The organism is Nocardioides sp. (genome assembly GCF_044226305.1).
Lineage (GTDB): Bacteria > Actinomycetota > Actinomycetes > Propionibacteriales > Nocardioidaceae > Nocardioides.
The window spans coordinates 68,767-88,443 of sequence record NZ_JBGAHF010000005.1 but is presented as its reverse complement, the minus strand read 5'-3'; the positions used below and the strand labels follow the sequence as shown (position 1 = coordinate 88,443).

Here is a 19,677-nt window from a genome sequence, read left to right as displayed (position 1 = left end):
ACGGATGTCGGCGCGGAGGACTAGCGTCACGGCATGCGCCGCTCGTGGTCGGTCCTCGTCAGTGCGCTGCTCGGGGCGCTGGTGCTGGCCCTCGGAGCGGCGTCGGTCCCCTCGTCCGCCTCATCGGCGGCCCCCGGCTCGGCCGGCCCGGCCGGGCCGCCCCGGCTGGTCACGCTGAGCGTCGGGTCGGATGGTTCGCTGCGGGTGGTGGGGGTCCGCCCCGACCGCGCCGTGCAGCTGCCCGCCTCGGAGTCCGCGCGGCAGGCCGAGCGCAGCGCGCGTCGTACCCTCGCGACCCGGGCGGGCGTCGACGTCGTCACCGTCGAGGTGCTGGACGCGGCCGGTCACGTGACCTACCGGCGCAGCGCGACCGTGGAGCAGCGGGTGCGCGCCGAGCTGCCGCGCGCCGGCTCCGACGTGCTGACCGGGCGCACCGCGCCGGGGACCGACCGGGCCGTGACCCTCGGCCTGCCCGGGGCCGGCGTTCTGGTGCGCACCACCTCGGCCCGCACCGGCGCCACGTCGGACGCGGTGCCGCTCGCGGCCGGCGCGTCTGCCGGCGCGGCCGGCGGCGCGGCGCGGGCGGGCGACCCGCAGCTGGTGCCGATCGCGGGCTACCCGTCGCACGACCCGGCCAACCGGCTCGACGTGGTGATCCTCGGCGACGGCTACACCGCGGCCCAGGCCGACGACTTCGCGGCCGACGCCAAGCAGGTCGCCGACGGGCTCTTCGACATCACCCCCTACTCCGACTACCTGCCCTACCTCAACGTCGTGGGCGTGTTCGCACCGTCCGCGCAGAGCGGGGCCGACCACCCGGCGTACGACCCCGGCTGCGCCGACGGCGGCACCAGCCACCCGATCAGCTGCTGCCCGGACTCGACGGCGCCGGCCACAGCGAGCTACAAGGACACCCGCTACGACTCGTCGTACTGCTACTACGGCATCCAGCGGCTGCTCGTGCCGATCGACGAGCCGGCGGTGCAGGCCGACGCGACCGCGGCGTACCCGGACTGGGACCAGCTGCTGATGGTGGTCAACGACGAGGAGTACGGCGGCTCCGGCGGCAGCCTGGCGACCACGTCGCTGAACCCGAACGGTCTCGAGGTGATGAAGCACGAGCTCGGGCACGGGCTGCTGAAGCTCGACGACGAGTACACCGACTTCACCCCCGGCTACCCGCCCTGCTCGGACACCGGGCGCGCCGGGATCACCGACCCCTGCGCGGCGAACGTCACCGACGCGACCACCCGTGCGCAGCTGAAGTGGGTGCGCTGGGTCGACGTCGACACCGCGATCCCGACCAGCAGCCCCAAGCCGCCCAGCGTGGTCGGGCTGTTCCAGGGCGCGCACTACTCGCCGACCACGTGGTACCGCTCGTGCGACTCGTGCCTGATGCGCTTCCTCGACCGGCCGTTCGGCGCGGTCTCGGCGGAGCAGATGCCGGTGCGGCTCTACAGCGGCGGCTGGCAGGGGCCGGCCGGCGACGGCACCCGGATCGAGCTGGTCGAGCCGGGGAGCGCCACGCCGTCGACCCCGGACGTCACCCTCGAGCCCGGCGCGCAGCGGACCTTCACCGTGACCGTGCTGAGCCCGGCCGGCGGCCCCGGCACCCGCGTGGTCTGGTCGCTCGACGGGGACCCGGTCAAGGCCGAGACGGTCGGCGGCGGCGCGCAGTCGTCCTACCGCTACACCGGCGAGGGCACCGACCACGTCGTGAGCGTCCGGGCCACCGACGTCGCCGGGGTCCTGCACCCCGACCTGCGGTCCCTGAGTGCGTCCACCCACGACTGGCAGGTCCACGTCACCGGGACGACGAGCCGACAGCTGCTGACCAACGGCGGATTCGAGAAGCCGCTGACGAAGGGCTGGAAGCGGTCGAACGTGCCCGCGTCGGCCCGGCACTGCTCCGGGTCGGTCGGGGAGGGCCGGTGCGCGCTGGCGCTCACCGCGGCTCGGAAGCCCCGGTCGCTGACCGCGCGGGTGGGGACGGTGGCCGGCTCGGCCGCCGGTGACGAGCTCGAGCTGGGCGCGCTCTTCGACCCGGCGAACCTGCAGGCCAGGGGCACGATCACGGCGACCGTGGTGCTCGCCGACGGCAGCCGGCACCGGCTCGGCCTGCGCACCTTCCCGCGCGACCCGGGCGACACCTCGACGTACCTCAACCGTCGCGACGCGCTGGTGCTGACCGCCCCCGTGTCGTCGGCGACCGTGCGCGTCGCCCTCGGCCGCGGCAGCGGACGGGTGCTCGTCGACGGCGTGGGGCTCTGGCTGCACCCGGGTTCCTGACCCCGGCGCCGGACGCACCAGGCGTCCGGGACGTTCGGCCCCTCTTCCGCCCCTGTTCGGCCCCACTTCGGCCCGGCTTGCGCGGATGCCCGAGGCACCCCCTAGGCTGTTCCGCGTTCTCTTCCTCCTCCGCAGGAGTTATCCGTGGGTTTGCGATTCCGGCCCGTCGACACGTCCTTCTTCGACCTCCTCACCCAGTCCGCCCAGCACCTGGTCACCGGTGCCGGGCTGCTGGCCGAGATGCTCAGCGAGACGGCTGACCGCGAGGACGTCGCCCGTCGGATGCGCGAGGCCGAGCACACCGCCGACGAGACGACCCACGAGCTGATCCGCAAGGTCAACTCGACGTTCGTGACGCCGTTCGACCGCGAGGACATCTACGCGCTCGGGTCCGGCCTCGACGACGTCATGGACTGCATGGACGAGGCCGTCGACCTGATCCTGCTCTACGAGGTCAAGGTGCTGCCCGCCGAGATGTCCACCCAGGTCGAGGTGCTGCAGCGCTGCGCGGACCTGACCGCGGCCGCGATGCCGGGCCTGCGGTCGATGCAGTCGCTCGAGGAGTACTGGATCGAGATCAACCGCCTCGAGAACGCCGGCGACAAGAACCACCGGCACACGCTGGCCCGGCTCTTCAGTGGCGAGTTCAAGACCATCGAGGTGCTGAAGCTCAAGGACGTCGTCGAGTCTCTCGAGGAGGCGATCGACGCGTTCGAGAAGGTCGCCAACATCGTGGAGCAGATCGCCGTCAAGGAGTCCTGACGCGATGGAGCTCGCGCTCGTCATTGCCGTGGTCGTCGTCGCCCTCTTCTTCGACTACACCAACGGCTTCCACGACGCCGCCAACGCGATCGCGACCTCGATCTCGACCCGGGCGCTGACGCCGCGGGTCGCGCTCGTGCTCGCCGCGGTCATGAACTTCGTCGGCGCGCTGCTCGGCCAGAAGGTCGCGCACACCGTCAGCGACGTCATCAACCCGCCGTCGGGCGTGAACGGGCTGGTCGTCATCCTCGCCGGCCTGCTCGGCGCGATCGTCTGGAACCTCACGACCTGGTACTTCGGGCTGCCGTCGTCCTCGACCCACTCGCTGATCGGCGGCCTGGTGGGCGCGGCGATCGCGTCCGGGAGCCTCGTGCACTGGCCGACCGTGTGGGACAAGGTCGTCATCCCGATGATCGCCTCGCCGCTGGTCGGCTTCGCCCTCGCCTTCCTCGTGATGCTGACGATCATGTGGATCTTCCGGCACCGCAACCAGCACCGGGTCAACCGGGGCTTCCGGGGCGCGCAGACCGTCTCGGCCGCCGCCCTGGCGCTCGGCCACGGTCTCCAGGACGCGCAGAAGACGATGGGCGTGATCTTCCTGGCGCTCACGACCGCCGGCTACTACCTGACCCCGGACGGCGAGCCCCAGTCCCAGCTCCCGCTCTGGGTGATCATCGGCGCGGCGAGCGCCATCTCGCTCGGCACCTACTCCGGCGGCTGGCGGATCATGCGCACCCTCGGTCGCCGGATCATCCACCTCGACCCCGCCCGGGGGTTCTCGGCCGAGTCGGTCGGCGCGAGCGTGCTGTACACGACGGCGTACCTCTGGCAGGCCCCCGTCTCGACCACCCACATCATCACCTCGGCGATCATGGGCGCCGGCGCCACCAAGCGCTTCTCCGCCGTCCGCTGGGGCGTCGCCCGCTCGATCGTCTTCGCCTGGGTGCTCACCTTCCCGATGGCCGGCCTCGTCGCCGCCGCGTGCTACGGGGTCCTGAACGCGATCATCGGCTGACGTCGGTCTGGCTGCGGCCGGTCGGTGCGGTCGGTCGAGGTGCCGGTTCGGGGGGTCGGCGAGCTGGTCGGTGGGGATAGCTACGGACGAAATGGCGGTTTCCACGCCGCTGGAACGACCATCTCGTCCGTAGGTATCCCGCCGCACCGGCGCCGCACGAGTCCCCAACCAGCGGGTCACCGGGCCGGCCGGAGGGCTCAGCCCGTACGGCGGTAGCGCAGGAACCGTTCGCGCTGGGCCGGGCTGAGCGCTCGGCGCAGCTCGACGGTATGGGTCGGCACCCACCAACGAGGGGGGTCGACGGTCCAGGCCCGACGGTCCGCCGGCTCGAACCGCGCCCGAGCGCGCGCGGCACGCATCCGCTCCACCATCCGCCAGGTCTGCGTGGTGTCCTCGGCCACGATCGTGAAGCACTCCAGCCCGACTCTGCGGTAGTCGTCCTCCTGCCGGAGGTCGTGGGCGTGCTGGGCACCCGCGAGGTGCAGCCTCCCGTCGTACTGGCCGACGACCCCTGCCTCCACGTCGATCAGGTCGGGAGTCCCGATGCGGCGGCCCGACCGGTCGAAGACCGGCCGGTTGAGGAGCGGGCGCGGGAACCGGGCATCCAGCTGCCAGACGAGCGACATGTCCATCTCCCGGGGCGACCAGGCGTTCTCCTCCCCGAGGTCGACGCCCTCACGGCCCTGCGGGATCCCGGTGAAGTGCTTGAGCAGGTCGTGGTAGTCCCGCATCTCCTCGATCGACACCAGGTCCGCCGCGGCCGCCATCGCGAGAGCCCGCGCCGCCGCACGGGCGCCGTCGGCGTACCGCATCACGAACGAGAGAGCGCAGACCGGCACCACGACCTGCAGGCCGTCGTGGACGGCGCGGTCGCGCGGGGGGGAAGTACTCCGACGTCACCGCGATCCCCCGCTGGCTCCTGAGCTTGCCGTGCATCACGGCGAGGTCGACCGGCAGCAGGCGACGCCCGGAGTCGTCGCGCCCGGCGAACCACGGTGCACCCCACCAGCGCAGGGCCGCCCAGCCGGTGACCGAGGTGCGGTCGTCCTCCAGGAAGTGACCAGCCTCGACGATGCGTTGCTCGCGCACCGACTCGTCGACGTGGCTGGGGACGTAGAACCCGTGGCTGCTGACCCGCCAGGCCGAGGACCGCGCCTGACCCCGCGTCGGCCCCGCGATCCCCGCCGGGTCGACGGGGACCGGCCGCACCAGGCCGGGCCGCGCCGGGTCGAACGGCGGCGGCCGCATGTGCGGGCGGCGGGACATGGCGGGCAGCCTGCCCGGGACGCAGCCGCCGCGCCGCGGTCATCCACAGCCCCGTCGTACCGGCCCCGGGGTCCTCGCCCTCGGGCGGGATAGCTACGGACGAGATGGTCGTTCGTAGCGCCGGGAAACGACCACTTCGTCCGTAGCTATCCCCCGACCACGCTCCCGACCCGGCCCGGCCCGACCCGACCCCGGCTCAGCCGAAGCGACCCGAGATGTAGGCCTCGGTGGACTCCTCGTCCGGGTTGGTGAACATCTTGTTGGTGGGGTTGAACTCCACCAGGTGGCCGGGCTGGCCGGCAGCCTTGAGGTTGAAGAAGCCGGTGTCGTCGGAGACGCGGGCGGCCTGCTGCATGTTGTGGGTGACGATCACGATCGTGTACTCGGTCTTGAGCTCGTGGATCAGGTCCTCGATCGCCGCGGTCGAGATCGGGTCGAGGGCCGAGCACGGCTCGTCCATCAGCAGGACGTCGGGCGAGACGGCGATCGCGCGGGCGATGCAGAGCCGCTGCTGCTGGCCGCCGGAGAGGCCCATGCCGGGCTTGTTGAGGCGGTCGTGGACCTCGTTCCAGAGGTTCGCGCCGCGCAGGGACTTCTCGACGATCGCGTCGGCGTCGGACTTCGAGAGCCGCTTGGCGTTCAGGCGCATGCCGGCGAGGACGTTCTCGTAGATCGACATGGTCGGGAACGGGTTCGGGCGCTGGAAGACCATGCCGATCTGGCGGCGTACGGCGACGGGGTCGACGCCCGGGTCGTAGAGCGACTGCCCGGAGACGATGACCTTCCCCTCGACGCGGGCGCCGGGGATGACCTCGTGCATCCGGTTCAGGGCGCGCAGGAAGGTGGACTTGCCGCAGCCGGAGGGTCCGATGAAGGCGGTGACCGCCTTCGCGCGGATCGTCATGTTGACGCCCTCGACGGCCTTGAAGTCGCCGTAGTAGATGTCGAGGTCGGAGATGTCGATGCTCTTGGCCATTCTCGGTTCCTTCTGCGTGCTCAGCGGCGACGGTCGGTCTTGGGGGCGAACATCTTCTGCAGGATCCGCGCGACCAGGTTGAGGATCATCACGATCGCGATCAGGACCAGTGCCGCGCCCCAGGCGCGCGCGTAGCCCGGCGGCGGGCCGTCGGTGCCGAACGCCGGGACGCCCGGCGAGCTGTACTGGCTGAAGATGTAGACGGGCAGGGTCATCATCCGACCGGAGAACAGGTTCATGTTCACCGAGTCGGTGGCGCCGGCGACGACCAGCAGCGGCGCGGTCTCGCCGATGACGCGGGAGATCGCGAGCACGATGCCGGTGACGATGCCGCCGAAGGCGGTCGGCAGGACCACCTTGACGATGGTGCGCCACTTGGGCACGCCGAGGGCGTACGACGCCTCGCGCAGGTCGCTCGGCACCAGCCGGAGCATCTCCTCGGCCGAGCGGACCACGGTCGGGATCATCAGCAGCGACAGCGCGATCGAGCCGCCGAACCCGATCCGGATCGCCGGGCCGAACAGCACGACCAGCAGCGCCAGCGCGAACAGGCCGGCGACGATCGAGGGGATGCCGGTCATCACGTCGACGAGGAACGTCGTCACCCGGGCGAGCCGGCTGCCCTTGCCGTACTCGACGAGGTAGATCGCGGCGAACAGGCCGACCGGCACCGAGATCAGGGTCGCGGCCAGCGTGACGAGCAGGGTGCCCATCAGCGCGTGGTAGATGCCGCCGCCGTCGCCGACGATGCCGCGCATCGACTCGTTGAGGAACGCCCAGCTGATCGCGGAGGCGCCGTTCTTCAGCACCAGCCAGATCAGCCAGATCAGCGGGACGAGGACGACGACGAACGAGCCCCACACCAGGGTGGTCGCGAACCGGTCGGCGGCCGAGCGGCGGCCCTCCACGAGCAGCGACCACACCGGCATGCCGACGACGAAGAGCAGCCCGGCGACGATCGCGCCGGCGACCAGGCCCCAGCCGAGCAGCAGCACCAGCAGGCCGGAGATCGCCAGCGACATCGCGCCGATGAGCAGCTCGGCCCACCGCGGGAGCTTGGGCTGGGTCAGCCCGGCGGTGATCGAGTCGAAGTCGTGGTCGAGAGGCGTGGTGGTCATCGCGTCACGTTCCTCTCGCTGCGGGCCACGATCAGCCGGGCGATGAAGTTGACCACGAAGGTCACGAAGAAGAGCACCAGGCCGGTGGCGATGAGGAGGGCCTGCCGGTCCGGGGTCGCCTCCTTGTAGTTGGCGGCGATGTTCGACGCGATCGTGGCCGGGTTGCTGTTGGAGATCAGGTTGAGCGTGACGATCGGCGTCGCGGAGAGCACCATCGCCACCGCCATCGTCTCGCCGAGCGCCCGGCCCAGGCCGAGCATCACGCCGGAGACGACGCCGGAGCGGGCGTAGGGAAAGACCGCGAGCCGGATCGTCTCCCACCGGGTCGCGCCGAGCGCCATCGCGGCCTCCTCGTGGAGCCGCGGCGTCTGGGCGAACACCTCGCGCGAGATGGCGGTGGTGATCGGGATGATCATGATCGCCAGGACGATGCCGGCGGTGAGCATGGTCCGCCCGGTCACCGACGGCGGGCCCGCGAAGAACGGGACGAAGCCGAGGTTGTCGTAGAGCCAGTCGATGACCGGTCGCATCGCCCCGGCCAGCGCCAGGCCGCCCCACAGGCCGTAGACGACCGAGGGGATCGCGGCGAGGAGGTCGATCACGTAGGCGATCGGGGCCGCGAGGCGCGGCGGCGCGTAGTGGGAGATGAAGAGGGCGACGCCGATCGAGAACGGCACCGCGATCACCAGGGCCACGACCGCGGCCAGGATGGTGCCGAAGACCAGCGGGCCGACGTACGACCAGAAGTCGTCGGCGGGCCGGTAGATGTCGGTCGGTGCGGTCAGCCCGGGGAGGCCCTCGATGAGGAGGAAGACGGCCACGCCCGCCAGCGCGGCCATGATGAGGATCGCCGCGGCACGCGCGGTGCCCGAGAAGATGCGGTCACCGAGCCGGACGACGGACTTGTCGGGTGCCCGGGTGGCGGTGTCGGTCACGTGGCTCCTGTCATGGACGTACGGCGGCCCGGTCCACCGGGCCGCCGTACTTCACGGTAGTGCTCCTGGTCAGTTCGCGGAGATGGCTCCCACGATCTCCTGCGCCTGAGCGGCGACCTCGGAGTCGAGGGGGGCCGAGCCCGCCTGCTGCGCCGCGGCCTGCTGGCCCGCGTCGGAGACGATGTAGGAGAGGAACCCGTTGACGAGGTCGGCCTCGCTCGCGTCGTCGTAGTGCTGGCAGGCGATCAGGTACGACGCCAGCAGCACCGGGTAGGCGCCCGACTCGGTCGTGGTGCGGTCGATGTCGTACGGCATCATCGTCGCCGAGGCGGTGTCCGCCGGCTTCGAGACCGCGAGCGCCTTGGCGGCACCCTCGGCGGACGGCGCGGTGTACTCCTCGCCGACCTTCACCGACACGATGCCGAGACCGGCGGCCTGGCTCTCGTCGGCGTAGCCGATGGTGCCCTCGCCGCCCTTGACCGCGGCGATCACGCCCGAGGTGCCCTCAGCGGCCTCGCCGCCCTTGATCGGCCACACGCCGTCGGGGTCGTAGGGCCAGGCACCCTCGCCGGCCTGGTTGAGGTAGTCGGTGAAGTTGCCGGTCGTCCCGGAGTCGTCCGAGCGGTGCACGGGCGAGATCGCGGTGCTCGGCAGGTCGACGCCGTCGTTCTGCGACGCGATCGCCGAGTCGTTCCACTTGGTGATCTTGCCGTCGAAGATCTCCGCGATCGTCTTGGCGTCGAGGTTGAGGCTGTCGATGCCCGGGAGGTTGAAGACGACCGCGATCGGGCTGACGTAGGCCGGGACCTCGACCGGGTCCTCGCCACCGCAGCGCTCCTTGGCGCCGGAGAGCTCGCCCTCGTCGTCGGTCAGGTAGGAGTCGGAGCCCGCGAAGGCGTAGGCGCCGGAGTTGAAGCTCTCGCGGCCGCCGCCGGAGCCGACCGGGTCGTAGGTGATGGTGACGTCGGGGTTCTCGGACTGGAACGCCGCGCGCCAGGCCTGCTGGGCCGAGTCCTGCGAGCTGGCGCCACCGCCGGCGAGCTCGCCGCTGAGGCTGCCGCTGCTGCTGCTGCCGCCGTCGCTCGAGCCGCCGTCGCTGCTCTCGTTGCTGGCGCCGCAGCCGGTGAGGGCGAGGGCGAGGACCGCGATGCCGGGCACGACTGCCCGGCGGATGGAAGTGCGAATCACTTCGGAGCTCCTGAGTCTTCGGATGCTTCTGCTGTCATCCATGACGTTAGGAAGCCGAGGTGGACGGATCCGTGGTCGTCGGTGAACGAGGGGTGAACTCGATGTGCCCAGTCGGCGAAGCACCGGCTGGCACGAGACGACGATCACATGAACAAGCCCGGAGGGGCTTGACGTCAGCGCGCCGCGTGCACCTCGGTCGCGACCACGCCGCCCCGGCGGACGTGGACCACGAGCATCGCCCCGGTGTCCAGCTTGGGGTCCTTCAGACCGAGGCCCTCGAAGATCGTCGGCAGCACCGGACGGTGGCTGCAGAGCACCGACCCGTCGTCGCCGTGGACCAGCTCGTCCACGATCGCCATCACGGTCCGCGGGCTGGCCTTCTCCTCGCTCAGGCCGTCCTCGAGCTCGAGCTTCCAGCCGGTGACGTCGGCGTAGGGACCGACGGTCTCCACGCAGCGGGTGCTGCTCGAGCTGACGATCCGGGTGACGTCGTACGCCGCCAGGAGCGGGACCAGCCGCTGGGCCTGGTGCCGACCGGCCTGGAGGAGCGGGCGCAGGCGGTCGTCCTGGCGGCGCCAGGCCTTGCGCGAGCGGGCCTCGCCGTGCCGGAGCACGACGAGCGCGTGGGTCCGGCGGCGCAGCGGGTAGGCCTCGCGCAGGGTCACCCGGTCGTGCTCGTAGGTGAGCTTGCGCATCGCGTCGTCGAAGGAGAACCAGGCGACCTTGTCGATCTCGGCGTTCGAGCGGTAGCGGCTGACGTCGTCGGAGCCGACGGCGCGGCCGACCCAGTAGGACACCGCCTTCGTCCGGCCGCCCGCGACCGGGTAGCGCTGGCCCGTCAGCGGCGGGCCCAGGCGCACGTGCAGCCCGGTCTCCTCCTCGACCTCGCGCACGGCCGCGGACAGCACGTGCTCGCCGCGGTCCAGCTTGCCCTTGGGGAACGACCAGTCGTCGTACCGCGGACGGTGGACGAGCAGCACCCGCTTGCCAGGACGGAAGACCACAGCACCGGCAGCGAGGACGTCCTTCCCGGGCATGGCGTTAGTCTCACACCACCCGACCCCGAACAGGAGCCCAGGTGCGCAGACGCCTCACGGTCGCCGTGCTGGTGGTCCTGGCGGTGGCGCTCGTGGCGGCCGCGGCGCTGGTCGCCGTGCGCTGGTGGCGCGACCGGGACCGCACCGCGCTCGAGCAGGCCACGTCGTACGCGCCGGCCGACGCGCAGCGGCTCTCGTGGACCGACTGGGCCGCGGTGCGGGACGCGCTCGGCGCCGACCTGGACGGGTCCTCCTCGGCCGGCCAGGTGCAGTCGTTCCTCGACGACGGCTTCGACCGCGACCTGACCTCGACGTCCGCGCTCGTGCAGTCGGCGCCGGTGCTGCAGGAGCGGTTCGGCTTCTCGCCCGCGACCGCGCAGTGGGAGCTGTTCAGCCAGTCCGAGCAGGGCGCGGTGGTGATCGTGCAGATGCCCGACGACACCGACCTCGGCGACGTCGCCGACGAGCTCGAGCACAGCGGCTTCACCCCGCCCGGCTCCGACCCGACCGCCGGCGGGGTGTGGGACGGCAGCGACGTGCTCCCCCAGGTCGGCGCGAACCTCACCCCCGAGCTCCAGTACGTCGCGCTGGACGCCGACGAGCACCTGGTGCTGACCAGCGACAACGCCGGCTACCTGCGCGACACCGTGGACCAGCTCGGTGACGGGTCGCTCCCCTCCGGCATGGCCGACGTCGTGGCCGCCTCCGGCGAGCCGCTGTCCGCGGCGGTGTACGACGGCCCGTACGCCTGCTCGGCGCTCGCGATGAGCCACGCCGACCGGTCCGACCAGCAGGAGGCGGACCAGCTGGTGGCGCAGGCCGGCGAGGTCAACCCGGTGACCGGGTTCGCGATCTCGGCCCAGCCCGGCGGCGACGTACGGGTCGCGCTCGGCTTCGAGAACGGGGACCAGGCCCGGACCAACGCCGACACCCGCTCGGTGCTCGCCAGCGGACCCGCCCCCGGGCAGGGCGGTGACTTCACGGACCGGTTCTCGGTCGACTCCGCCACCGCCGACGGCGACGTCGTCACCCTCGACCTGACCCCGACCGAGGGCAGCTACGTGCTCTCCGACCTGTCGTCGGGGCCGGTGCTGTTCGCGACCTGCTGAGGGCTCTGACCGGGGGATAGTCCCTGACGTTCTCGCCCTCAGCAGGGCGTGCCGGGGGCCAGAAGGTCAGGGACTACCGCCCGGACCGGGCTAGGAACGGACCAGCCGGGAGATCGCGTCGACCGCCTCGGCGACCTTGGCGCGGGCCTCGTCGTCACCCGCGCGGGCGGCGTCGACGACGCAGTGGTTCATGTGGTCCTCGAGCAGGCCCAGGGAGAAGGCCTGGAGCGCCTTCGTCATCGCGGAGACCTGGGTGAGGATGTCGATGCAGTACTTCTCGTCCTCGACCATCCGCTGGAGGCCGCGCGCCTGGCCCTCGATGCGGCGCAGCCGCTTGAGGTAGTCGTCCTTGCTCGAGATGTAGCCGTGCTGGTGATCGTGCTGGTGATCGTGCTGGTGATCGTGCTCGTGCTCCGCCATCCGCCCAGCATACCCCGAGGGGGTATGCCGGGCGTGCTCGTCAGATTTCCTGCCGAGGCTCCGGCACCACGCCCAGAATCTCGTCGATCTGGGCTTCGGAGAGGTGGTCGTCCGACTCGCTCGCGGCGATGATCAGATTGGTCGTGAGCTCCACCTCGCCCAGGAGGTCGGAGTCCTCGAGGGTCACGTCGAACTGGTCGTGCACCTCATCACTCCTCGTGTCCATCCGTTGGACCTCCTCGTCCTGCAAACGTTGCCCGAGGCACGGGGGCGCCAAACGCAACCTCCACCTATTTGGCCCGGTCGGACCATGAGGCATGGCCCACACGGGCTCGTTCGCGGGGCCCGAACGCGGGTGCGGGACCGGGTCCGGCCCCCGGGTGGGACTGGGGCGGGCCTCCGGCGGACCGGGTCCGGACATGGAAGAAGGCCCCACCCGGAGGTGAGGCCTTCTCCGAAGACTGTGGCAGAAGCCCGAGTCTTCCCCGCGATCAGAGCGGGCGGACGTTCTCCGCCTGGGGACCCTTGGGGCCCTGGGTGACGTCGAACTCGACCTTCTGGTTCTCGTCGAGGGACTTGTAGCCCTGCGACTGGATGGCCGAGTAGTGCACGAAGACGTCGTCGCCGCCGTCCTCCTGCGCGATGAAGCCGAAACCCTTCTCGGCGTTGAACCACTTCACGGTGCCCTGAGCCATTGCTCGATTACTCCTTAGTCGGGGCGAGAACCGCCACTTCGGCGATCCGCAGAAGCTGCGGTGACACCGTCGCTCCGACTTGCGTGAGTGGCAGGCCCACGAAAGAAGAAACGCCGTTGGATCACAAACTCCGCGGGCGTCAGACCTGCTGGAACTTGCACCTTCTGCGGGTCATACGTTACCAATTCGCGATCTGCTGCCAACCACCCGTCCGAGGAAATCTCAGAGCGTGCGATGAAGGTTCTGTGACGCACGTGTGACAGGGCGGCGCCGAGCGCTCCCATCTGTCCCCGGTCTAGCCCATGCGCGCTATGGCTGGCGGGTCGAGCCGCGCGCAGACTGGCTCGAAGACTCGGGGAGGTGGAGCCGGTGGTGCTGCTCGTGGGAGAACCACCAGACCGGGCCGACGTCGTCGTCATCGGCAGCGGCTTCGGCGGGTCGGTGGTCGCCGAGCGGCTGGCGGCCGAAGGGCTCGACGTGTGCGTGCTCGAGCGCGGCAAGGCCTACCCGCCCGGCTCGTTCCCGCGCACCCCGTCCGGGCTGGGCGCCAACTTCTGGGACCCGAGCTCGGGGCTGCACGGCATGTTCGACGCGTGGTCCTTCTCCGGCCTCGACAGCATCGTGTCGAGCGGCCTCGGCGGCGGCTCGCTGATCTACGCCAACGTGCTGCTCCGCAAGGACGCGAGCTGGTTCCGCCAGCCCCACCCCTACCGGCCCGGGGTGGAGGAGGTCTGGCCGATCGGGTACGACGACCTGGAGCCGCACTACGAGCGGGTCGAGCAGTTCCTCGACGTCCAGACCATGCCGTTCGACGGGCCCAGCGCCTTCCAGCTCCCGAAGACCGTCGCGATGCGCGACGCCTCCGCGGGCACCCGCGGGTCGTTCTCGCTGGCTCCCCTGGCGGTCCGGTTCCGCGACGCCGCGGGCGAGCCGGCGGTCGGCGCCGAGCTGCCCCTGGACGGCTACCCGAACATCCACCGGCCGGACAGCCCGAGCAGCGGCCGTCGTACCTGCCGGCTGCTCGGCGAGTGCGACGTCGGCTGCAACGAGGGCGCCAAGAGCAGCCTCGACCACACCTACCTGTCCGCCGCCAGCCACCACGGCGCCCATCTCCACGTGCTCACCGAGGTGACCGGGATGGCGCGGACCCCCGACGGCTTCGAGATCACCGTCGCCGTCCACGAGCCGGACGCCGGGCCGCGGCCGACCGCGGAGCGGCCCCCGCACACGATCCACGCGAAGCGCGTGGTGCTGGCGGCGGGCACGCTCGGCAGCACCTACCTGCTGCTGACCAACCGGGACGCCCTCGGCGTGACGTCGCCGGCGCTGGGCACCCGGTTCTGCGGCAACGGCGACCTGCTCGGCTTCATCCTCGGCGCGGCCCGCGCGCTCGAGGGCACCCGCGGCCCGGTCATCAGCTCCTACCTGCGCTTCGCCGACCAGGTCGACACCGGCGACGACCTCGACCACGGCATGTACGTCGAGGACGCCGGCTACCCCGCGATCGCCGCCTGGCTCGCCGAGCTCAGCCAGAGCCCGGCCATGGTGGGCCGGCTCGGGCGGCTGGTCGCGATGCGGCTCCGCGAGCGGTTCACCGGCGGCGCCCACACCCACCTGTCGGCGGACATCTCCCGTCTGATCGGTCGCGGCTCCTTCTCCGACGACAGCCTGCCGCTGCTCGGGATGGGCCGCGACGTCCCGGACGGCACCCTGTTCCTCAAGGACCCCGACGACCGGCCGACGCTCGACAGCACCTGGACGACCCGGACCTCGCAGCGCTACTTCGCGACGATGGTGCGCCGGATGGAGCAGCTCGCCGACGCGCTCGACGGCCGCTTCGAGGTCAACCCCACCTTCTGGTTCCGCCGCGTCATCACCGTCCACCCGCTGGGCGGGGTGCCGATGTCGACCTCCGAGCACGAGGGCGTCGTCGACTCCTACGGACGGGTGCGGGGCGTCGACGGGCTGCGGGTCTGCGACGGCTCGGTGATGCCCGGTCCGGTCGGCGCCAACCCGTCGCTGACGATCGCGGCCTTCGCCGACCGGGTGGCCGACGACCTGCTGGCGGAGGTGGCGTCGTGAGCGTGGAGTTCACCGAGGAGATGAAGGGCTTCTACACACCCGGCGCACCGGCGTACGACGCCGGCGAGGTGACCGGCGTCCGGGACTGGAACCGGGTGATGTTCCACCTCACCATCGGCACCCAGGACCTCACCGCCGCGCTGAGCGACCCCCAGCACGCGATGGCGGCGCGGGGCTACGTCCGCTGCCGCGCCCTCGGCGCGGCCGACCACCCCGTCCACGACGGCCGCTTCGACCTCTTCGCCCCGAGCCCGGTGCCCGGGCGGCTGCTGATGCGCTACCGGCTGCCGTTCGACAGCAACCTCGGCCCGATGACCCTGCTCGGCTTCAAGGACGTCGGGAACGACGGCGGCATGGACGCGTGGCCGGACACCACGACCCTCTACACGCGGCTGGTGCGCGGCACCGTCGACCACGACCACCCCGACGACGCGGGCGACGAGTACGGGCGCGGGATCCTCCGCCTCGACGCGCCCATGTTCGCCCGGCAGCTCACGACCTACCGCGGGAGCCTGCGCGACATCACCCGCTTCAACGTCTTCTTCCTCCGCCGTCTCCTCGGCGTCTACGGACGCCCACCCGCACTGGAGGTCCGGGCATGACCACGACGACCGAGGCCCCGGCCGCGACCCGCACCGAGGTGGTGCCGTTCCGGGCCGGCGACGGGATGGAGCTGAACCTCCACCACGTGACCAGCGACCAGCCGGTGACCCGCGGGCCAGTGCTGCTGGTGCACGGCGCCGGGGTGCGCGCGGACATCTTCCGGACCGCGGACCAGGAGACGATCGTCGACGCGCTGCTGGCCGCCGGCTGGGACGTCTGGCTGGAGAACTGGCGGGCCAGCATCGACCTGCCGCGCAACCGGTGGAACCTCGACCAGGCCGCCGTCCACGACCACCCGGCCGCGGTCGCGGAGGTGCTGGAGCGCACCGGTGCCGACACCCTCAAGGCGGTCATCCACTGCCAGGGCTCCAGCAGCTTCGCGCTCGCGGCCGTGGCCGGGCTCGTGCCCCAGGTCGACACGATCGTGTCGAACGCGATGTCGCTGCACCCCGTCGTACCGCGCCTCTCGGCGCTCAAGCTCTCGCGTGTGGTGCCGCTGGTGGCGCTGGCGATGGACTACGTCGACCCGCACTGGGGCACGGTCGCGCCGGCCGGCTTCCTGGAGCGGCGGATGGTCGACCTGGTCCGGCTGAGCCACCGTGAGTGCCGCAGCGGCTCCTGCCGGATGGTGAGCTTCGTCTACGGCGCCGGCCACCCCGCGCTGTGGTCGCACGAGAACCTGGACGCCGGCAGCCACCGGTGGCTGAACGAGGAGTTCGGCCCGGTGCCGCTCACCTTCTTCGCCCAGATGTCCCGCTCGGTGCGGGCCGGCCGCCTGGTGCCCACCGGCAGCGTCCCCGGCCTGCCGGCCGACCCGGTCGGCGGCGCCCCGCGCACCGACGCCCGGTTCGCGCTCATCGCGGGCCGCGACAACCTCTGCTTCCTCCCGGAGAGCCAGGAGCGCACCTTCGACCACCTCGAGCGCTACGCGCCGGGTCGGCACTCCGTCCACGTCGTCGAGGGCTACGGCCACCTCGACGTCTTCATGGGCCGCTACGCGGCCCGGGACACCTTCCCCCTGATCCTCGAGGAGCTCGACCGATGATCCCCCTGGCACCGCGCCGGCAGCGGGCCCTCGCGGGCCGCGACTCGCTGGTCGACGGCATCCCGTTCTCCCTCCCCGTCAACTCGCTGGACTCGCCCGCGCTGATGGCGGCGTTCACCGCGGACCTCGAGGGCATCCGCAGGCTGCTGCCCGGCGACGAGCTCGTCCCGGTCCGCCTCCCCGGCGGTCGCGGCATCCTGCTGGTGACCGTCATCGACTACCGCACCACCGACATCGGGGCGTACGTCGAGTTCAGCATCGCCTTCGCCTGCGCCCACCGGCGCGCGGGGAGCCCGCTGCTCGCGACGCTACTGCGCGAGCGGACCACCGCGGTCGGGCAGTACGTGTGGGACCTGCCGGTGAGCTCCCAGGTGTCGGTCAAGGGCGGCAAGGGGATCTGGGGCATGCCCAAGCACCGGGCCAACCTTGACTTCCGCGTCGACGACCGCGAGATGTCGAGCCAGTACGACCTCGACGGGCAGCTGTGCCTGCGGATCACGGTGCAGCGGCCCCGCGGCCCGAAGGTCCCGCTGCGCAACTTCGGCGCCGCGAACTACTGCCAGTTCCGCGGGATGCTGATGAAGTCGACGATCTTCTTCTCCGACGACGTCGAGGTGGCGGTCGGCAGATGGGCGAAGGCCGAGATCCGGCTCGGCCCGCACCCGCGGATGGACCCGCTGCGCGAGCTCGACCTGTCGCCCGACCCGCTGTTCGTCGCCTGCCTCCCGCACTCGCACGGGATCCTCGACGACCACTACGAGGGCTGGTTCCTCACCTCGGCCGACCCGCCGGACCCGACCCGGCCGCCGGAGGGCCTGGACTCGGTCGTCGACCTGCCGATCGACGAGAGCTGGCTGCCGGCACCGACGGCGGACGGCCGATGACCACCGAGGCCTGGCTCGGCGCCGGGCTGCTCCTCTTCGCCTCGCTCTACCTCGGCATGGGGTTCTCGCTGGTCGTCCTCCAGTTCCCGGGGGCGCTCGCGACGACCAGCAGCGCCGACTTCCCGCAGCGGTTCGGCGACCCGGTACGCCGGGCCGTCGGGTTCTTCACCGTCGGCAGCCTGCTCATGGTGGTCGGTGCCGTCTGGCTCACGGTCCTCGAGTGGGACGACGGCACCCGGCGGCTGCTCCCGCTCGCCTACCTGGTGCTCGCGGTCCTGGCGACGGCGTTCACGGTCGTGTTCATCCTCCCGGTCAACCGCCGGCTCTACCAGGAGATCCCCGACCAGCGGGAGTTCAGCCGGGTGCTGGAGCGCTGGATCCGGCTGAACGTGGTCCGCTACGGCTTCTGGGTGCTGGAGTGGGCCGCGATCACCGGCTGGTTCGTGGCGGTGGTGTCATGACCGACGAGACCACCCTCGCCCGCCTGATCGGCGCGACGACCCTCGCCTCGGGCCTCGGCCTGGTGGTCGCGCCGCGGACGTCGCTGCGCCTGATGGGCGCCGCGACCCCGGACCCCGCGCCGCTGCTCTACCGCGTGGTCGGCATGTTCATGACCGTGTCGGGCGGGCTGCTGCTCGACGGCGCCGAGCAGCGCGTCGTGCTGCGCTGGAGCCTGGCCCAGAAGACCGGGGCGGTCGCCGGCGTCGGCCTCGGGGTGCTGCGCGGCGACTACCGCAAGCGCGCCCTGCTCGTCGCCTCCTTCGACGCCGTCAGCGCCGTGGCCCTCGCCCGGATGCTCGCGAGCCGACCGGACGAGCACCCCGGGGAGCCGGGGTGACCCGGCGCGCCCTGGTCCTGGCCGGCGGCGGCATCCGCGTCGCGTGGCAGACCGGGGTGGTGGCGGCGCTGGAGGAGGACGGGCTGACCTTCGACCACGGCGACGGCACCTCCGGCGGGATCTTCACCCTCGGGATGCTCCTCTCGGGGCAGCGCCCCGACGAGATGGTCCGCCGCTGGATCGACCTCGACGTCCGGCGGTTCGTGTCGCCGCTGCCGCTGCGGTCCTACCTGCGCTCCCCCACCGACTGGACGGCGTTCGGCGGGGCCGGCGGGGTCCGCGATGCGGTGCTCCCGGCCCTCGGCATCGACCTGGCGCGGGTGCGCGCGGCTGGGCCGATGACCGGCACCTTCAACGTCTGCGACTTCGGGCGGAAGCGGTGCGTGCCGATCCCGCACACCGAGATCGACGAGGACCGGCTGGTCGCCGGCGTCTCCCTCGCCGGGGTGATGCCGGCCGTCGAGCACGACGGCCGCACCTGGACCGACGCGGTCTGGATCCAGGACGCCAACCTGCTCGAGTCGGTGCGTCGCGGCTGCGACGAGCTGTGGGTGCTGTGGTGCATCGGCAACACGCCGCGGTGGGGCACCGGCGCGCTGGAGCAGTACGTCCACATGATCGAGATGAGCGCCACCGGGGCGCTGTCGGCCGAGCTCGACGCGATCGCCGACCTCAACCGCCGCCGGGCCGGCGGCGAGGCCGTGCTCGGCTCGACCGACCCGGTCACCGTCCACGTCATCCGCCCCGACCTCCCGATCCCGCTCGACCCCGACCTCGTCGTCGGCCGGATCGACGCCGAGACCCTGATCGCGATGGGCTACCGCGACGCCCGCCGCTACCTCTGCTCCCGCTCGCCCGCCGGCACCCCGCTGACCGAGGACGCGACCCGGACGCCGGCTCGCGAGCTGGGCGCCCGGATCACCCTGCGCGCGACCGGGTCGACCGACCTCGGTCCGCTGGCCTACACGCTCGTCGTCGAGGCCGACGACCTCGCCGCGCTGCGCCGCACGCCGGGCGCCGAGATGCGGGCGGTCGGCACGCTGCGGTACCCGGAGCAGGGCCTGCGGCTGCTCGGCCGGGGCACCGCCCGGCTGGCCGGGGACGGCGCCGGTCGGCGGCTCGAGGTGCGGGCCGACGTACGCCTGGCCGACGGCGTCGGCGAGCTGGCCGTCGACGTACCGCTCCCCCGGGGCCGCCCGCACGCCGCGCGGCACCACACCTGGCGGATCGCCGAGCCGCACGGCGCCGGCCGGTCCGGGACGGCCACCATGACGACCGGCCAGGCCGTGCGGGCGCTCGCGTCGTTCGAGCCGAGCGGCGCACACCACCTGACCGACCGGGCCCGCGCGCTCGGCCTGGCGGTCGCCCTGGTCCGTCGCGCCCGCTGGTCCGCACCCGTCCGAGAGCCCGCCTGA

Annotated in this window: 20 protein-coding genes; 11 read left to right on the top strand and 9 right to left on the bottom strand. The window is 72.1% G+C overall.

From position 1 onward, the window contains the following. Positions 1–33: 33 nt before the first annotated feature. The 3 genes from ACILQ5_RS07095 to ACILQ5_RS07085 all read left to right on the top strand — a co-directional run bounded on the left by ACILQ5_RS07095 (position 34) and on the right by ACILQ5_RS07085 (position 4,066). Positions 34–2,289: a M64 family metallopeptidase gene (locus ACILQ5_RS07095; RefSeq protein WP_395657276.1), complete on the top strand. Its 2,256-nt coding sequence runs from the start codon at positions 34–36 to the stop codon at positions 2,287–2,289. Positions 2,290–2,433: 144 nt separating this feature from the next. Further along, positions 2,434–3,051 (top strand): DUF47 domain-containing protein, encoded by a 618-nt coding sequence (locus ACILQ5_RS07090; RefSeq protein ID WP_395657275.1) that lies wholly within the window; start codon positions 2,434–2,436, stop codon positions 3,049–3,051. Positions 3,052–3,055: 4 nt separating this feature from the next. Further along, positions 3,056–4,066 carry an anion permease gene (locus ACILQ5_RS07085; RefSeq protein WP_395657274.1) on the top strand — a complete coding sequence of 337 codons (1,011 nt, stop codon included), beginning with the start codon at positions 3,056–3,058 and terminating at the stop codon, positions 4,064–4,066. 197 nt (positions 4,067–4,263) lie between these two features. Here the strand turns inward: ACILQ5_RS07085 and ACILQ5_RS07080 are convergent, their stop codons facing one another. The 6 genes from ACILQ5_RS07080 to ACILQ5_RS07055 all read right to left on the bottom strand — a co-directional run bounded on the left by ACILQ5_RS07080 (position 4,264) and on the right by ACILQ5_RS07055 (position 10,586). Then, entirely contained in the window at positions 4,264–4,905 is a 642-nt protein-coding gene (locus ACILQ5_RS07080) for a hypothetical protein (protein ID WP_395657273.1), read from the bottom strand. Positions 4,906–5,528: 623 nt separating this feature from the next. Further along, positions 5,529–6,308, bottom strand: coding sequence for a phosphate ABC transporter ATP-binding protein PstB (gene pstB, locus ACILQ5_RS07075; RefSeq protein WP_395657272.1), 780 nt, complete (start codon positions 6,306–6,308; stop codon positions 5,529–5,531). Positions 6,309–6,328: 20 nt separating this feature from the next. Next, positions 6,329–7,426 (bottom strand): phosphate ABC transporter permease PstA, encoded by a 1,098-nt coding sequence (gene pstA, locus ACILQ5_RS07070; protein ID WP_395657271.1) that lies wholly within the window; start codon positions 7,424–7,426, stop codon positions 6,329–6,331. Next, positions 7,423–8,361, bottom strand: a complete 939-nt coding sequence (gene pstC / locus ACILQ5_RS07065; protein WP_395657270.1) for a phosphate ABC transporter permease subunit PstC — start codon at positions 8,359–8,361, stop codon at positions 7,423–7,425. The genes pstA and pstC overlap by 4 nt, the downstream gene beginning before the upstream one ends. A 69-nt stretch (positions 8,362–8,430) precedes the next feature. After that, positions 8,431–9,549 carry a phosphate ABC transporter substrate-binding protein PstS gene (locus ACILQ5_RS07060; RefSeq protein WP_395657269.1) on the bottom strand — a complete coding sequence of 373 codons (1,119 nt, stop codon included), beginning with the start codon at positions 9,547–9,549 and terminating at the stop codon, positions 8,431–8,433. Between the two features lie 173 nt (positions 9,550–9,722). After that, positions 9,723–10,586 carry an NUDIX domain-containing protein gene (locus ACILQ5_RS07055; protein WP_395657268.1) on the bottom strand — a complete coding sequence of 288 codons (864 nt, stop codon included), beginning with the start codon at positions 10,584–10,586 and terminating at the stop codon, positions 9,723–9,725. A 41-nt stretch (positions 10,587–10,627) separates the two neighbouring features. Between ACILQ5_RS07055 and ACILQ5_RS07050 the strand changes: the two genes are divergently transcribed. Beyond that, complete coding sequence (locus ACILQ5_RS07050; protein ID WP_395657267.1) at positions 10,628–11,695, top strand: hypothetical protein; 1,068 nt, start codon at positions 10,628–10,630, stop codon at positions 11,693–11,695. Positions 11,696–11,785: 90 nt separating this feature from the next. On the opposite strand, the gene ACILQ5_RS07045 is transcribed toward ACILQ5_RS07050, so the two are convergent. From ACILQ5_RS07045 to ACILQ5_RS07035, 3 genes are all read right to left on the bottom strand, one after another. After that, positions 11,786–12,115: a metal-sensitive transcriptional regulator gene (locus ACILQ5_RS07045; RefSeq protein ID WP_395657266.1), complete on the bottom strand. Its 330-nt coding sequence runs from the start codon at positions 12,113–12,115 to the stop codon at positions 11,786–11,788. Between the two features lie 40 nt (positions 12,116–12,155). Beyond that, positions 12,156–12,320: a hypothetical protein gene (locus ACILQ5_RS07040; protein WP_395657265.1), complete on the bottom strand. Its 165-nt coding sequence runs from the start codon at positions 12,318–12,320 to the stop codon at positions 12,156–12,158. Positions 12,321–12,606: 286 nt separating this feature from the next. Beyond that, positions 12,607–12,810: a cold-shock protein gene (locus ACILQ5_RS07035; RefSeq protein WP_028650227.1), complete on the bottom strand. Its 204-nt coding sequence runs from the start codon at positions 12,808–12,810 to the stop codon at positions 12,607–12,609. Positions 12,811–13,170: 360 nt separating this feature from the next. On the opposite strand from ACILQ5_RS07035, the gene ACILQ5_RS07030 reads away from it, so the two are divergent. The 7 genes from ACILQ5_RS07030 to ACILQ5_RS07000 are packed head-to-tail and all read left to right on the top strand — an operon-like array spanning position 13,171 to position 19,677. Further along, on the top strand, positions 13,171–14,892 hold the full coding sequence (locus tag ACILQ5_RS07030; protein WP_395657264.1) for a GMC oxidoreductase: 1,722 nt from the start codon (positions 13,171–13,173) through the stop codon (positions 14,890–14,892). Then, entirely contained in the window at positions 14,889–15,494 is a 606-nt protein-coding gene (locus ACILQ5_RS07025; protein ID WP_395657263.1) for a hypothetical protein, read from the top strand. Before ACILQ5_RS07030 ends, ACILQ5_RS07025 begins: the two co-directional genes overlap by 4 nt. Further along, the gene (locus tag ACILQ5_RS07020; RefSeq protein ID WP_395657262.1) at positions 15,491–16,540 is read left to right on the top strand and encodes an alpha/beta fold hydrolase; all 1,050 of its coding nucleotides are present in this window, start codon (positions 15,491–15,493) and stop codon (positions 16,538–16,540) included. Before ACILQ5_RS07025 ends, ACILQ5_RS07020 begins: the two co-directional genes overlap by 4 nt. After that, positions 16,537–17,424, top strand: coding sequence for an acetoacetate decarboxylase family protein (locus ACILQ5_RS07015; RefSeq protein WP_395657261.1), 888 nt, complete (start codon positions 16,537–16,539; stop codon positions 17,422–17,424). Before ACILQ5_RS07020 ends, ACILQ5_RS07015 begins: the two co-directional genes overlap by 4 nt. Continuing rightward, complete coding sequence (locus tag ACILQ5_RS07010; RefSeq protein WP_395657260.1) at positions 17,421–17,885, top strand: anthrone oxygenase family protein; 465 nt, start codon at positions 17,421–17,423, stop codon at positions 17,883–17,885. The genes ACILQ5_RS07015 and ACILQ5_RS07010 overlap by 4 nt, the downstream gene beginning before the upstream one ends. Then, positions 17,882–18,262 (top strand): hypothetical protein, encoded by a 381-nt coding sequence (locus ACILQ5_RS07005; protein ID WP_395657259.1) that lies wholly within the window; start codon positions 17,882–17,884, stop codon positions 18,260–18,262. Before ACILQ5_RS07010 ends, ACILQ5_RS07005 begins: the two co-directional genes overlap by 4 nt. Continuing rightward, positions 18,259–19,677, top strand: a complete 1,419-nt coding sequence (locus tag ACILQ5_RS07000) for a patatin-like phospholipase family protein (protein WP_395657258.1) — start codon at positions 18,259–18,261, stop codon at positions 19,675–19,677. Before ACILQ5_RS07005 ends, ACILQ5_RS07000 begins: the two co-directional genes overlap by 4 nt.

What these genes read in the sequence shown, in the direction of transcription:
- ACILQ5_RS07055 (WP_395657268.1), bottom strand. Translation starts at nt 10,586, where the DNA reads ATGCCCGGGAAGGACGTCCTCGCTGCCGGTGCTGTGGTCTTCCGTCCT.
- ACILQ5_RS07095 (WP_395657276.1), top strand. Translation starts at nt 34, where the DNA reads ATGCGCCGCTCGTGGTCGGTCCTCGTCAGTGCGCTGCTCGGGGCGCTG.
- ACILQ5_RS07015 (WP_395657261.1), top strand. Translation starts at nt 16,537, where the DNA reads ATGATCCCCCTGGCACCGCGCCGGCAGCGGGCCCTCGCGGGCCGCGAC.
- ACILQ5_RS07035 (WP_028650227.1), bottom strand. Translation starts at nt 12,810, where the DNA reads ATGGCTCAGGGCACCGTGAAGTGGTTCAACGCCGAGAAGGGTTTCGGC.
- ACILQ5_RS07045 (WP_395657266.1), bottom strand. Translation starts at nt 12,115, where the DNA reads ATGGCGGAGCACGAGCACGATCACCAGCACGATCACCAGCACGATCAC.
- ACILQ5_RS07085 (WP_395657274.1), top strand. Translation starts at nt 3,056, where the DNA reads ATGGAGCTCGCGCTCGTCATTGCCGTGGTCGTCGTCGCCCTCTTCTTC.
- pstA (WP_395657271.1), bottom strand. Translation starts at nt 7,426, where the DNA reads ATGACCACCACGCCTCTCGACCACGACTTCGACTCGATCACCGCCGGG.
- ACILQ5_RS07010 (WP_395657260.1), top strand. Translation starts at nt 17,421, where the DNA reads ATGACCACCGAGGCCTGGCTCGGCGCCGGGCTGCTCCTCTTCGCCTCG.
- ACILQ5_RS07020 (WP_395657262.1), top strand. Translation starts at nt 15,491, where the DNA reads ATGACCACGACGACCGAGGCCCCGGCCGCGACCCGCACCGAGGTGGTG.
- ACILQ5_RS07005 (WP_395657259.1), top strand. Translation starts at nt 17,882, where the DNA reads ATGACCGACGAGACCACCCTCGCCCGCCTGATCGGCGCGACGACCCTC.
- pstB (WP_395657272.1), bottom strand. Translation starts at nt 6,308, where the DNA reads ATGGCCAAGAGCATCGACATCTCCGACCTCGACATCTACTACGGCGAC.